The organism is Hominilimicola fabiformis (assembly GCF_020687385.1).
In the GTDB taxonomy this organism is placed as follows: domain Bacteria; phylum Bacillota; class Clostridia; order UBA1381; family UBA1381; genus Hominilimicola; species Hominilimicola fabiformis.
Map to the genome: position 1 here is coordinate 1 of NZ_JAJEQM010000012.1, position 14,062 is coordinate 14,062.

Annotated in this window: 11 protein-coding genes; 2 read left to right on the forward strand and 9 right to left on the reverse strand. The window is 39.4% G+C overall.

Translation table 11 applies throughout. From position 1 onward, the window contains the following. Positions 1–179 precede the first annotated feature (179 nt). From LKE05_RS09055 to tadA, 4 genes are all read right to left on the reverse strand, one after another. Complete coding sequence (locus LKE05_RS09055; RefSeq protein ID WP_308456603.1) at positions 180–1,667, reverse strand: glycosyltransferase-like membrane protein; 1,488 nt, start codon at positions 1,665–1,667, stop codon at positions 180–182. 135 nt (positions 1,668–1,802) lie between these two features. Continuing rightward, positions 1,803–2,477: an S-layer homology domain-containing protein gene (locus LKE05_RS09060; protein WP_308456604.1), complete on the reverse strand. Its 675-nt coding sequence runs from the start codon at positions 2,475–2,477 to the stop codon at positions 1,803–1,805. Positions 2,478–2,488: 11 nt separating this feature from the next. Continuing rightward, positions 2,489–4,210 (reverse strand): S-layer homology domain-containing protein, encoded by a 1,722-nt coding sequence (locus tag LKE05_RS09065; protein WP_308456605.1) that lies wholly within the window; start codon positions 4,208–4,210, stop codon positions 2,489–2,491. 64 nt (positions 4,211–4,274) lie between these two features. Then, positions 4,275–4,727 (reverse strand): tRNA adenosine(34) deaminase TadA, encoded by a 453-nt coding sequence (gene tadA, locus LKE05_RS09070; RefSeq protein WP_022230607.1) that lies wholly within the window; start codon positions 4,725–4,727, stop codon positions 4,275–4,277. 156 nt (positions 4,728–4,883) lie between these two features. On the opposite strand from tadA, the gene aroF reads away from it, so the two are divergent. Further along, positions 4,884–5,897: a 3-deoxy-7-phosphoheptulonate synthase gene (aroF, locus tag LKE05_RS09075; protein ID WP_308456606.1), complete on the forward strand. Its 1,014-nt coding sequence runs from the start codon at positions 4,884–4,886 to the stop codon at positions 5,895–5,897. Between the two features lie 566 nt (positions 5,898–6,463). On the opposite strand, the gene LKE05_RS09080 is transcribed toward aroF, so the two are convergent. From LKE05_RS09080 to LKE05_RS09100, 5 genes are all read right to left on the reverse strand, one after another. Beyond that, positions 6,464–6,688: a hypothetical protein gene (locus tag LKE05_RS09080; RefSeq protein WP_022230605.1), complete on the reverse strand. Its 225-nt coding sequence runs from the start codon at positions 6,686–6,688 to the stop codon at positions 6,464–6,466. 8 nt (positions 6,689–6,696) lie between these two features. Beyond that, positions 6,697–7,650 (reverse strand): calcium/sodium antiporter, encoded by a 954-nt coding sequence (locus LKE05_RS09085; protein WP_308456607.1) that lies wholly within the window; start codon positions 7,648–7,650, stop codon positions 6,697–6,699. A 94-nt stretch (positions 7,651–7,744) separates the two neighbouring features. Then, positions 7,745–8,854, reverse strand: a complete 1,110-nt coding sequence (locus tag LKE05_RS09090) for an ABC transporter ATP-binding protein (RefSeq protein ID WP_022230603.1) — start codon at positions 8,852–8,854, stop codon at positions 7,745–7,747. Positions 8,855–9,089: 235 nt separating this feature from the next. Continuing rightward, positions 9,090–11,159 (reverse strand): elongation factor G, encoded by a 2,070-nt coding sequence (gene fusA / locus LKE05_RS09095; RefSeq protein ID WP_022230602.1) that lies wholly within the window; start codon positions 11,157–11,159, stop codon positions 9,090–9,092. A gap of 454 nt (positions 11,160–11,613) precedes the next feature. Then, positions 11,614–12,612: a stalk domain-containing protein gene (locus LKE05_RS09100; RefSeq protein ID WP_308456608.1), complete on the reverse strand. Its 999-nt coding sequence runs from the start codon at positions 12,610–12,612 to the stop codon at positions 11,614–11,616. A gap of 176 nt (positions 12,613–12,788) precedes the next feature. Between LKE05_RS09100 and eno the strand changes: the two genes are divergently transcribed. Then, positions 12,789–14,060 carry a phosphopyruvate hydratase gene (gene eno, locus LKE05_RS09105; RefSeq protein WP_308456609.1) on the forward strand — a complete coding sequence of 424 codons (1,272 nt, stop codon included), beginning with the start codon at positions 12,789–12,791 and terminating at the stop codon, positions 14,058–14,060. Positions 14,061–14,062: the final 2 nt, after the last annotated feature.

A 14,062-nucleotide genomic window follows, 5' to 3' on the forward strand; every position in this document is an offset into this window, starting at 1 on the left:
TCAACTGACGACTTGATTATTATACACTCTATTACCCCTTTTGTCAACACTTTTTTTCATTTTTTTTGAACTTTTTTTCATTATACTATATATTGTGGATTATTTCTTATTATACATACTATTTGCATCGATTACAATAAAAAAGAACTGTAACAAATCGTTACAGTTCCTTTATCAGCCTATTTTAAACCACATTTAATTTTTTCTTTAGTTCTCAAACAAACCTCTATAAATTTATCAATACCCAAAGTTCCGCAAATAAATATTACAGGTGCGAAATTTGAAAAATATCTTCGGTTTGTTTCCCAGCAAAGCAAAAACAAATATACTCCAAATATCGTCAAATACAATGAAAACATCTTTTTACGTTTTTCATCATCAGAGCATACAAATCCCCATGCAGCAGTTAACATCAAAATTAATATTGCAATATGCATTGATGTTGCATATGTTGCATACTTTTTATAATTCTTCCCCTCGGGCAAAATCCAATTATGCAACTTTGTATCGGTTTGAGGATTACAATTATAAAAATCTTCAGCACCATATGTTCCGTTTCCGAAATCTGCTGTTGATTTTGTCATTGCCAAATCAAATATACCACAAAAACCCAATTTTTTTATTCTATCGAAAATCTCTTTATTTATCTTACTGTTTCTGTTTTCATCGTAATCATATTTCCTTGTAAACTCATAATCCTCAGGATTATATACACCATCACCTTTAAGCCCCATCATGACCCAATGATTATACGGTGTATTTTCACCATTAGCCGTTTGTCTGTCCAAATGAGAAGAATACATATATAAATTAAATGTTACATTAAATATCATCATAATACTCACTACGCTGACAAGAATTTTCGTAAACTCCTTGAATTTTCTGTTTATGAGCAAATCAATGCCTACCGCTATAGCAATTATGATTACAGTGAATTTATTCAAACTTCCTATTGTAATTGTCAGTCCCATTAATATATATGTAATTATTTTTCTTTTTCCCGATTGCTCTTTAGAGTTCAGATATAAATAGAAAAATAATACCGGGAACATAACAGAAAGCATATCAGTATACACAGCACCGCCCAAAAAATAGAATTGCACACTGAATCCAAACAGTACCAATGCAAAAACAGCATGTTTTACGTCAGCTATTTTCTTGCAAATCAGTGATACTATTACTGTTGTACAGCTTACCATAATACTGTTTATTACGACAGAAACCGCAAAATAGTCTTTAATTCCAAATATTGATGCAATTTTGAAAAACAAATGCAAAAATGCCATTGCCGCAAGATTGTTAGGAAATCTATAGAAATATTCATAATAATTTTCAAACGTCCCTGTTTCAACCCATTCAATAGCACCTTTATGTATCGCGCCAACATCCCACAACGGATCATACCTTAATGCAATTCCCAATACAATCTCTATTATAAACATACCTATACCAAATGAGATAAGTATCTTATTATAATTTTTCTCAATGAATTTCTCGTTTTTGGAAAGGTTTTTATATATTATTGTCAACCCGACTAAGCATATTGTTGTAACACAAATCAAGTGCAATGCTTTATAATATGTATTATGCAATATTATATTTATTGCAGTAAAAGTAAAACATATTGCAAACAACAAATAAAATAACCATATGATTTTTTTCTTCATATGTACTTCTCCTTAAACATTAATTAACACCTGCAAACATACTGATAATACCTATACAAATAGGTACAACCATAGCTATTGCGGTAACAAGACAAATAATTCTGATTGTTTTTTTGCTAAACATTTCTTACACCTCTATTCCGTTTTATCAAGTAATCTGCTTATAATAGACGCAGCCTGCGCACGAGTTGCGGTTTGCTGCGGTCTGAACGTATCATCGTCCATACCCGATATTAAGCCGTTTGTATACGCATATCTGACGCCGTCCAATGCCCATTGCGATATTTGGCTTACATCATCAAACTGTAAATCGACAGGAGTAAGTATGTTATAAGACTCCTCCTCATCACAACTGTATTGATACAGCATATAAACCATATACGCCATTTCTTCACGTTTTATCGGCTTATCGCCGTCAAAAAAGCCACTGTAAATAGCCTTGCCGTCTGTTATCTTTGCTGCATAATTGCCAATCATATTTTCAGGTATCAAGCCTTTGTCGAGTGCACTTTGCACACAACCTCCGTACCAATCGGACGCGGTAACATCAAGACATTCGCCGCTCCTGTACGGCACATCGGCAATACCGACTGTACCCAAAGCCATCTTCAAAAACTCTGCACGCGTTACAGTTCCGTCCGGATTAAATTCTGTATCCGAAACACCGTGTATAATATCTTTGTCGGCAAGCTCATTGATAACCTCTTCCGCCCAATGACCTTTGATGTCGTTAAATTCAGCCGCACTTGCCGATACCGCCGTCATTGACGACAATATCAATGCCACTGCGACTACTTTCTTTATATTCATTCCTATTTCTCCTATTTTAAATTATTCATTACAACCGCCGCCTGTGCACGTGTCAAATTCTCTTTCGGTGCAAAGCGACCGTCTTCCATACCGTCTATATATTTCAAATTATAAGCATGTACTACATAACTTATATATTTTTCATCAATTTCATCACTGTCTTTAAACGAAAAAACAGGAATACGTCTTTCATTGTCCCAGTCTCTCCAGTTTCTCATTTTATAATTTTTGCAACGAGTTGCAATTACAGCCATTTCCTCACGAGTAATAGGCTTATCACCGTAAAACTTACCCGTATAAACATTTACATTAGCTCTGACAGCCTTTTCTTTCTCTGTTGATTCTTTAAGAGTTTTTGTAACATTTGTAAAATCACAGTCCTCAATCATTTCTTCAGGAATAATATCCTTATCCAACGCACCCTGCAAATAGTAGCAATACCAATCATCATTTGTTGCGTCAAGGCATTCGCCGTCACGATATGCGTGACCGACTATGCCCAACGAATCCATCGCCATTTTCAAAAATTCCGCACGCGTTACAGTTCCGTCGGGATTAAACTTTCCGTCACCGACTCCCGATACTTTGTCATTCTCTGCAAGTGTTTTTATAACATCTTCCGCCCAATGACCTTGTATATCCGTAAATGTTTCGTCACCCTTTAAATACTTTGCCAGTTCAGGCACATTTTCCGGAATTGCATCCGCAATAAGCTTTGCAACTCTCTTTGCGCCTTTGGCTTTCATATGAGTGGTGTCGTTCGTACCTGACGGATAAGCCTTACTTTCAAGCGGCTCACATATAAAATAGCCCGACAAAACACGATTCTTACTCATACTGTTCCACGCATCTGTCACGATTTTATTTTCATCAATAAATTTGCAGCCTGTTTCTTCTGCGATTTCACGCGTAGGGTCTGCGTAATCTTTTCGCGACTCCATAAAACAGTTGTTTTCTTCGTCCCACCAAGCAGCCGCATTTGCAGTCATAAGCACAGGTGTTCCGCCGCGTTTTTCAACCTCACCGATATACTTGTCTGTAATTAACTTTTTGTAGTCCTCAACACTTATGTATCTTTCCGGTTTATTTTCAGCACCGTCATTTATACCGAACTGAATAAACACATAGTCACCAGGGTGCATTTCTGTAAGTATTCTGTCAAGTCTGCCGTCGTTGTCATAACTCTTTGAACTTCTTCCGCCCATTGCACGGTTTTCAATAATTATATCGTCATTAAAATAATCGGCAAAAACTTGTCCCCAACCTGTTTGAGGGTATACCTTTGTATAGTTGTAAGTTTGTGCCGTTGAATCACCTGCAATATATATAGTAGGTTTTTCGGCTTTTTCTCGTGTCGGTAACTGTTCTATTTCTATTTCCGTCACGTTAGGGTTGTCACCCTTAACCTGTACAGTGATTTTTCCGTTTTTCGGCACAACAGGCTGTTCATTTTCCTGTGTTTCGCCTGCCTCAAGCGTGTACGCTCTTACACGTTCACCGCAGTTTATATAAATATTCGCATTTGTTTCTGTTTTTCCGCCTGTTGTTACCGTTACAGTGTAGTCACCGTCAGGCACTTCCACTTCTTTCGTAACACCGTCCGTCTTGTCTGCTTTTACTTTCGTCATATCGAATTTTTCCGAATACAATCCGTCCGCTTTTGCAATAGGTATTATGCAAGCCGACATAACAGACATAGTAAGTATAGCTGATATAATTTTTCTTATTTTCATTAAAAATCACCCCTTAAAATTTATTATATTACATCTGTAAATAAATTGCAATATAAAAAACAGTCTATTTCTTTTTTCTTAACTCTCTAAAAAATTCAGTCAATATGCTTGCACATTTATCTTCCGTTATACCGCCTGTCACATTGACATTGTGATTGAACATACCGCTTTCAAATAAATTGATAACCGAACCGGCACAACCGGACTTTTTGTCATACGCACCGAAATACAAATTTTCAATGCGTGAATTAATAATCGCCCCTGCACACATCGGACAAGGCTCAAGCGTAACATACATTTCACATCGCGGTAATCTCCAACCGCCGAGTTTTTTGCAAGCCTTGTTTATCGCTATTATTTCGGCGTGAAGTAATGCGTTTTTCTTGGTTTCACGCTTGTTGTACCCTCTTGCGATAATCTCACCGTCACGCACTATAACCGCACCGATTGGAGTTTCACCGATTGACGCGGCTTTTTTTGCTTGCTTCAGTGCCTCTTTCATAAATTTTTCTTCCATATAATTCTCCATTCAGTAGATATAACCTTATTTTATCACACCTCTTGACATATGTCAAAAATAGTAGTAAAATGTGATAAGCAACCGCGTTGGTTGTTGCTTGCCGATATACAATCGTCGGTAAGATGTAGTATGGTAGAAAAGGAGATATGAAAAATGATTGTAATTCTAAAACAAAACGCAGAACAAAACGAGGTAAACGCACTTTTAAAACAGCTGGAGGACATGGGCTTTGACCATCATTACAGTAAGGGCGAAAATTCCACAATAGTTGGTATTATCGGTGATACTTCAACTCTTGACACAGACGATTTAAAGACTATTGACGTAGTCGCAGACGTTAAGAGAGTTTCCGAGCCGTTCAAGCTTGCAAACCGCAAGTTCCACCCGGATAGCAGTATTTTCAACATTGCCGGCAGAACAGTAGGTGAAAGTCATTTCAGCGTAATTGCAGGTCCTTGTTCGGTAGAAACAATTCCGCAAATGACAGAAACAGCCGAAGCAGTTAAAAAGAGCGGTGCTTCATTTTTAAGAGGCGGTGCATTCAAGCCGAGAACATCACCTTATTCATTCCAAGGACTTCATGACGAAGGTCTTAAAATTCTTCTTGAAGCAAAGAAGGCAACAGGACTTCCGATAGTTACAGAAATTATGAATCAGGCACATCTTGATTTGTTTGAAGATGTTGATATAATTCAAGTCGGTGCAAGAAATATGCAGAACTTTGAACTTTTAAAGGAACTTGGTAAATGCAATAAGCCTATACTTTTAAAGCGTGGTCTTTCAAGCACAATCGAAGAATGGGTTATGAGTGCGGAATACATTATGGCAGGCGGTAACGAACAGGTTATTTTCTGCGAAAGAGGTATAAGAACTTACGAAACATTCACAAGAAATACTCTTGACCTTTCGGCAATACCGGCATTAAAGTCAATTTCACACTTGCCTGTAATCGTTGACCCAAGTCACGCAACAGGTTTGCCGTGGATGGTTGAATCGCTTACAAAAGCGGCTATCGCAGTAGGTGCAGACGGTATTATGATTGAAGTTCATAATAATCCAAAGAAAGCATTGTGCGACGGTGCTCAATCACTTACTCCGCAGCAGTTTGACAATGTTATGCAGACAGTTAAGAAGCGTGTTGAGTTTGAAGGTAAAATTTTAGGTTAATTTAAAGGCAGTCGATTGACTGCCTTTTTGTTTGCATTTTTGTATGTAGCCATATTTTATTTTTGATTTTGCAAGTAGCCACCCCTCCGTCACTCGTTCCTCGTGCCACCTCCCCTCAATGGGAGGCTTTTTATTTTCCGCAAAATCCCATAAGGCTCCCCTTGAGGGGAGCTGTCGACACCGTCGACTGAGGGGTGGCTTTACTGTCTTTCATATAAATTTCATCTATGTCGCCTAATCATAACCTCAGACTAATTCCTTTCGTACAGAACGGTGCTCTCGACTTTCCTTTTCCTCTCAACGAAAATCTTTCAATTCTCCGCCACATTCCGTAAGGCTCCCCTTGAGGGGAGCTGTCGACACTGTCGACTGAGGGGTGGCTCTCTATTGAATTTCAATCACACAAACAGGCGACCAATGGTCGCCCCTATACACGTTCCACTCAAACAACAGCGAACTCCAATCATGCAAACGGGCGACCAACTGTCGCCACTCCGAAATTCTCATAAACGATAGCAAACTTAATCACACAAAAAGGGCGACCAACTGTCGCCCCTACTACACAACTATTCATCTTTATGAAAGTGTCTGTAAATCGCATAAACCAAAGCACCGACTGACAAAACAGCTATGTATATCGCAAAAGCAACAAACACAATACTACCTGCTTTTGTGGGCGGTGTATATATATATCTGCGATAACCAATCACATCTTTATTCACTGCCAAAGTTACCGTTGCAAAAGCAATCGTAACCAAAGTCAGCAGCCCGCCTATATAATACTTTTTCATAAACCCCCTTATCTTACCAACAAATACACCGTATATGCCACATACATAAAAATCATAACCACACCGCAAGGGCGATTAATCTTTTTATTAGCAAGTGCAAAAATATAAGTAAACAAGCATATTCCAATCAACACACAACCGTCAATTACCACATTAAAGTCAGTACCTATTGTACCGATTGTCGCTGATATTCCGAGAATGAACAACAAATTAAATATATTCGAGCCGATTACGTTACCTACCGCAATATCATTTTGTTGTTTTCTTGCGGCAACAATCGAAGTCACAAGTTCAGGAAGTGATGTACCTATCGCCACAACGGTAAGACCGACAACTCTTTCACTCATTCCCGCCATAAGTGCAAGTTCCTTTGCGCCTTTAACAGTAAGCTGACCGCCGACCACAACACCGACAAAGCCGATTATTATAAACAAGAGGCATTTCCACATTGGCAAATCTGCCTTTTCGCTATCCTCCGCACTTTCAATTAATTTACTTTCTTTCTTACCCATCACAACAGAACCGACCATAAACACCGCAAACAATGCAAGAAGTATAATACCGTCCAATCTTGTCAATGCAATATCACCATGATTTAATGTCATTAAAAGCACAATCATTACAGCGGTTATACCGATACAGAATGGAAAATCACGTTTTAGGATATTTCCTTTTACAGCAACAGGTGCGAACAAAGCACTTGCACCAAGTACAACAAGCGTATTAAATATATTTGATCCGATTATATTACCGATTGCAATTTCATTACTGCCTTGCAGTGACGCAGTTATGCTAACCGCCGCCTCGGGCAAACTTGTTCCGAACGCCACTACCGTAAGTCCGACTATATATGCCGGAATTCTCAACTTTGCCGACAAATCACACGCACCGTCAACAAACAAATCCGCACCTTTAACCAAAAGCACAAACCCTATCACCAAAAATAAAATCATCAAAACCATTACATATAAACTCCTTTTCCTCTGTAATTCCTCATAAAAGCAAAGTAGACAAAACCCATATGGGTTTTGTCTACAATTAAATTGTCTAATCGAATTAGTGAACGATAGCCATTTCTGTATCCTTATCAAAGATATGAATTTTGTTTGTTTCAAATGCAACCTTGATTGTATCACCAATCTTAGCTGTTGAACGTTGATTAACTCTTGCTGTGAACTGTTCACCTGCAAGTTCAAGATACAAATATGTTTCAGCACCCATCATTTCAGTAACTTCAACGTATGCATTACATACAGCCTCAGGTCTGCTTGAAATGAATGCCTCGTCATCGTGAATATCTTCAGGTCTGATACCAACGATTACTTCCTTACCGATATAACCTTCAAGTTCAGGTGTAACCTTACCGTTAGGAATCATAATCTTGTTATCGCCAAATGATGCGTATACGCTACCGTTTTCCTTTGATAGTGTAGCAGTAACGAAGTTCATTTGCGGTGAACCGATAAATCCTGCAACGAATACGTTATCAGGCTTTGTATAAAGGTTAGCAGGTGTATCAACTTGTTGAATAACACCATCCTTCATAACAACGATACGAGTACCCATTGTCATAGCCTCTGTCTGGTCATGAGTAACGTACATAAATGTTGTTTGAAGTTTGTTATGTAACTTCTTAATTTCAGTTCTCATTGCAACTCTTAGCTTTGCATCAAGGTTTGATAGAGGTTCGTCCATAAGGAATACCTTAGGATTACGAACGATTGCACGTCCCATAGCAACACGCTGTCTTTGACCGCCTGAAAGAGCCTTCGGCTTTCTGTCAAGAAGATGCTCAATGTCAAGAATCTTTGCAGCTTCTGTAACACGCTTCTTGATTTCGTCCTTTGGAGTTTTTCTAAGCTTTAGACCAAATGCCATATTTTCAAATACTGTCATATGAGGATATAGAGCGTAGTTTTGGAAAACCATTGCAATATCTCTGTCTTTAGGAGCAACGTCGTTTACAAGACGTCCGCCGATATAAAGTTCACCTTCTGAAATTTCTTCAAGACCGGCAACCATTCTTAGAGTTGTTGACTTACCACAACCTGAAGGACCTACAAGAATGATGAATTCCTTATCGTCAATGTCAAGTGTAAAGTCACTTACAGCAGTAACGCCGCCTGCATATCTTTTGTAAATGTGTTTTAATTGTAAATCTGCCATAATTAATTGTTCCCCTCTCGTCCAAGAAAAATTTTTATACAAAATAAACCAGATTTCATTTATTCTGCTTGTTTAAGTGTATTGTTATCTTTATAATACATCTTTTTGATATATATATGATAACATATTTAAATACAAATTGTTAGTCGTATAATTCACAAAAATACTTTTTATTCTTTAGTAAAATTAACTAAACATATTTTAATCATATGACAAAAAGGAGTTTTTTGCTTGATTACTCTTTATTTTTTGAGCTTTGTATAACTTTTTCGGCAACATTTGACGGAGCTTGCTCGTAACGGGTAAACTCAAACGAGAACATACCTCTGCCCTGACTCATAGAACGCAAGTCGGTCGCATAACGGAACATTTCGGACATAGGCACTTCAGCCTCAACCATATTAAGTCCCTCTTTATCGCTTTCGCCCATACCCATAATCTGGCCGCGGCGTTTATTAATATCACCGATAATATCGCCCATAATATTTTCAGGAATATATACTTTCAAGTAGCCGATAGGCTCAAGCAAGACAGGGTTAGCCTGTTTCAAACCCTCTTTGTACGCGATAGCCGCCGCCGTCTTAAATGCCATTTCCGACGAATCGACAGGGTGATACGAACCGTCAAGTAATGTAGCTTTCAAGTTCACAACGGGATAACCTGCAAGCACACCTTTCCGGCACGAATCACGCAAGCCTTTTTCAACGGCAGGGAAATAGTTTTTAGGCACAGAACCGCCGAATACTTTTTCTTCAAAAATCATATCTTCCGACACACCCGGCTCAAATTCAATCTTAACGTGACCGTACTGACCGTGACCGCCAGATTGTTTCTTGTGTTTGCCTTCAACGGTAGCCTTGCCCTTGATTGTTTCGCGATACGGAACAATAGGGTCTTCCAAAACTGCACCGACACCGTATTTTGATTTTAATTTGCTTATAATAACGTCAATATGCTGTTCGCCCTGACCGTTTATAAGAGTCTGCTTTGTTTCGGTATTGTTTGTAATTGTGAATGTCGGATCCTCCTCCATAAGCTTGTTAATACCGCTTATAATCTTTTCTTCATCGCCCTTTGTCTGCGGTTTAATCGCCATAGACAAAACAGGCTGCGGAAATTCAATACCGGTAAGTATGATATTCTTACCTTTTTCACATAATGTATCACCTGTTTTTGTGCTTTCAAGTTTTGCAACCGCGCCGATGTCACCGGCTTTTATCGACTTTGCGTCAAGCTGTTTTTTACCGCAAAGATTAAATACCTTGCCAATCTTTTCGTTTACGTCCTTGTTCGGATTGTACAGCGTGCTGTCACCCTTTACCTCACCGGAATAAACTCTGAACAACGACATCTTACCAACATAAGGGTCTGCGATTGTTTTAAATACAACCGCCGCCGTTGTTTCCGTTTCACTCTGTACAAGCTCAACAGGCTCACCTGTGTCGGCAACTCTCGCGATTTCCTCAATTTCCGACGGAGCAGGCAAATACTTACCCATACCGTCCATAAGCGAACGCACACCGATATTATCCTGACCGCTGCCGCAGTATACAGGATAAATAACACCGTCCTTAACACCTTTTCTTATAGCTTGCTTAATTTCGTCAAAAGTAAATTCTTCACCGTTGAAATACTTAACCATAAGTGCCTCATCGGTTTCGGCAACAGCCTCCATAATCATTTCTCTAAGCGGTGCGACAATTTCCGCCATACCGTCGGGTACAGGAATATCCACTCTGTCCTGTCCTTCGTATCTTCTTGCCGTCATATCGACAATATCGACAAAGCCTTTGAATTCGTCACCTTCTCTTATCGGATAAACGAACGGAGTTACTGATTTTCCGAACTTTTCTTTCATTTCCTCAAGAGTTTTTTGATAATCCGCTCTGTCATCATCAATTTTGTTGACAAAGAACATAATCGGCACACCTCTTTGTTTTGCGTATCTGAACACGTTCTCCGTACCGACGCTTACACCGCTTCTTCCGCTCAATACAATAAGTGCCGAATCCGCCGCACGGATACCCTCTTTAACGTCACCGACAAAATCAAAAAAGCCCGGTGTATCTATCATATTATATTTCATATCTTTCCACTCTACCGTTGCAAGAGCGGTTGAAATACTGAATTGTCTTTTGATTTCTTCACCGTCATAGTCCGTTACAGTGTTGCCGTCAGCGACTTTGCCCATTCTGTCGGTCATTTTCGCATTGAACAGCATTGCCTCTGTAAGCGTTGTCTTACCGCATTTACCGTGTCCCATAACGGCGATGTTCCGAATTGCGTCCATTGAATACGTTTTCATTTGATTGACCCTCCTAATATAATATTTTTCGTTCATTTTATTTGGCTATCGCTTTTTGTATGTTCTTTTAGACAAAACCTTTATGGTTTTGTCTACTTTATTTATGGGAGTTTGAGGTGCTTTTTCAGTAGTTTTGCCGTTGGCAAAACCGCTCTGCGAGCGTCGGACGTCTTTCCGATACCCCCTCATTAAAAATCATTTCTGGCGACATGCGCGGCAGAAATGACTTAAAATATAAAGTTTCGACTTTGGAGGAACTTTATATTTTTTCTCTGATAGAACTCAAAATTTACATCAGCATGATGTAATTTTTGGGCTGGCGACATTTTGTCGACAGCCTTGCAATAGCTTTCATATATTACATATATACCACATTATCATATAAAGATAACAAAAAAAGTACCGTCAGATTATAAAAATCAAACGATACTTTTTTGTACATATTCACTAACTTTTATTTTGTTATTTCAACAGTTCTTGTGTCACCGTTCCAATCAACAGTAACATTAAATGCTTCCATGACAAATCTAAGCGGAACCATTGTTCTGTTGTTCATAAGCGTTGCGGGTGCATCAAGCGTTATCGGTGTATCATTTATGTACGCAACATCACTGTCAAGATACATCACGACTTTGTCGCCGCCCTTTTTAACCGTAATCTCCTGCTTGTCACCGTCCCAGTCCACTTTTGCATTAAGAGCCTCTGATATACCTCTTACTGGTATCATTGTATACGTTTCACCTTCAATGGTTTTAAGCAACGGATACTGGTCGTCAAACGCAAGCAATTTACCGTCTATTCTTACCTTTGCACCTATGTAATCAATATCATTATGATAATATCTCATAACGTGTTCTATGTACTGTGCGTCACCGTAAGTATTGTACGGCCAATTTGTCGCATACTGCGCGGCATTGACGCGTTCCGAAAGCCAATCGTCACCCTTCGCCGCAATTATTCTGTCAAGCACGGTTTGTCCGAAGTTATACGACTGAATCATTTTCATATAATCACAATCATATCTGATAAGCGACTGTGAAATTAAATATGCCGCAAACGGCACTGCCTTAGTCGGATCAAGTCTATCTTGAAGCGTCCATTTTTCTCCCGTAGTGTCCTCACCGAACTTGGCGAATGATTTTTCCAAAGTATTTTCAATCTGCATAATACCCCATGCCGGATATTCACTTCCGTCATCACGGTAACTCAAATTTCTTCCCGACGATTCCTGCATACATATTGCCGCAAGCAAGTTTGGGTCTACACCGTATTGGTCACCTGCCTGCTCGAATAAATCATAATAACTTTTTACCGCCGAATTAAGCTGAGCCGTACCGATTTCAATACCGTCCATACTTGTGCCTTGATGATCGGGTATAGCCCCTGCCGCAAGTGCCGTAAATGACGATGCCGAAATCACCGCTGCAAGTGCCATTCCTATAAATTTCTTCATAATCAACTCTCCTTTTGTGATAACTTGATATGTACACCCCCATTATACACTTATCATATTAATCCGTCAATGGCTGTTATTTCCTACGAATTTCATATTATATGTGTTTGTTTTGAATAATACAGTGATTATTTGGTAATACTCTATTATGAACTAAATCAAAGGAGGATATATCTATGAAACAGTACATTGAAATAGTCGACATTTTCGGACGTGAAGTTATGGATTCACGCGGTAATCCGACAGTCGAAGTTGAGGTGCATACAGAATGTGCGTCGGGCAGAGCAATCGTTCCGTCAGGTGCGTCAACAGGTGTTTTTGAGGCTGTGGAACTTAGGGATAATGACAAAAAGCGTTACGGCGGTAAAGGTGTAAAAAATGCTGTGGCGAATGTAAATGAAAAAATTGCAGATGTGTTAATCGGTATGAATGTACTTGACCAACGCTCGATAGATATGAAAATGTGTGAGCTTGACGGCACAGACAATAAATCAAATCTCGGTGCAAACGCAATACTCGGTGTATCGTTAGCCGTTGCAAGAGCGGCTGCGGCAAGCCTTGAAATACCGCTTTTTCAATATATAGGCGGTATAAATTCTTATGTACTTCCCGTACCTATGATGAACATATTAAACGGCGGTGCACACGCAAATAACAACGTCGATATACAGGAATTTATGATAATGCCGTATGGCGCAAAGTCATTTAAACAAGGCTTGCGTTGGTGCAGTGAAGTATTTCACGAATTGAAAAAGGTGCTTTCCGAAATGGGTAATACCACCGCGGTCGGTGACGAAGGCGGTTTTGCACCGAATCTTGAAACAGACGAAAAAGCACTTGAAGTTATAATGAGCGCAATCGGACGTGCAGGCTACAAGGCAGGTGAAGATTTTAAAATTGCCATAGATGCCGCGTCTTCGGAATGGGTACAAGATGACGGAACATATTTGTTGCCGAAATCCGGTATAAAAAAGACTGCTTCGGAACTTGTTGAATACTGGCAGATCCTGTGTGAAAAATATCCGATTTTCTCTATTGAGGACGCACTCGGAGAAGATGATTGGGACGGTTGGAAAATCCTTACCGATAAGCTCGGCGATAAAATTCAGCTTGTCGGAGATGACTTGTTCGTCACAAACCCAAAACGACTTGAAAAGGGTATTTTATCAGATGTCGCAAACTCAATTCTTATCAAGGTTAATCAAATCGGCACACTTTCCGAAACACTTGACGCGGTTGAAATGGCACATAAAAACGGCTATACCGCCGTTATATCACACCGCAGCGGTGAAACGGAAGATACAACAATCGCCGATATTGCCGTTGCTGTAAACGCAGGGCAAATAAAAACAGGCGCACCGAGCCGAACAGACAGAGTTGCAAAATACAATCAGCTTTTGAGAATAGAAGAAGAACTCTGCGGTATCGCGCAATACGGAAAATTTTAATC

Excerpts from the sequence above, each read along its gene's own strand:
- LKE05_RS09100 (WP_308456608.1), bottom strand. The coding sequence starts at position 12,612 with ATGAAGAAATTTATAGGAATGGCACTTGCAGCGGTGATTTCGGCATCG.
- eno (WP_308456609.1), top strand. The coding sequence starts at position 12,789 with ATGAAACAGTACATTGAAATAGTCGACATTTTCGGACGTGAAGTTATG.
- tadA (WP_022230607.1), bottom strand. The coding sequence starts at position 4,727 with ATGGAAGAAAAATTTATGAAAGAGGCACTGAAGCAAGCAAAAAAAGCC.
- LKE05_RS09085 (WP_308456607.1), bottom strand. The coding sequence starts at position 7,650 with ATGGTTTTGATGATTTTATTTTTGGTGATAGGGTTTGTGCTTTTGGTT.
- LKE05_RS09080 (WP_022230605.1), bottom strand. The coding sequence starts at position 6,688 with ATGAAAAAGTATTATATAGGCGGGCTGCTGACTTTGGTTACGATTGCT.
- fusA (WP_022230602.1), bottom strand. The coding sequence starts at position 11,159 with ATGAAAACGTATTCAATGGACGCAATTCGGAACATCGCCGTTATGGGA.
- LKE05_RS09055 (WP_308456603.1), bottom strand. The coding sequence starts at position 1,667 with ATGAAGAAAAAAATCATATGGTTATTTTATTTGTTGTTTGCAATATGT.
- LKE05_RS09065 (WP_308456605.1), bottom strand. The coding sequence starts at position 4,210 with ATGAAAATAAGAAAAATTATATCAGCTATACTTACTATGTCTGTTATG.
- LKE05_RS09090 (WP_022230603.1), bottom strand. The coding sequence starts at position 8,854 with ATGGCAGATTTACAATTAAAACACATTTACAAAAGATATGCAGGCGGC.
- aroF (WP_308456606.1), top strand. The coding sequence starts at position 4,884 with ATGATTGTAATTCTAAAACAAAACGCAGAACAAAACGAGGTAAACGCA.
- LKE05_RS09060 (WP_308456604.1), bottom strand. The coding sequence starts at position 2,477 with ATGAATATAAAGAAAGTAGTCGCAGTGGCATTGATATTGTCGTCAATG.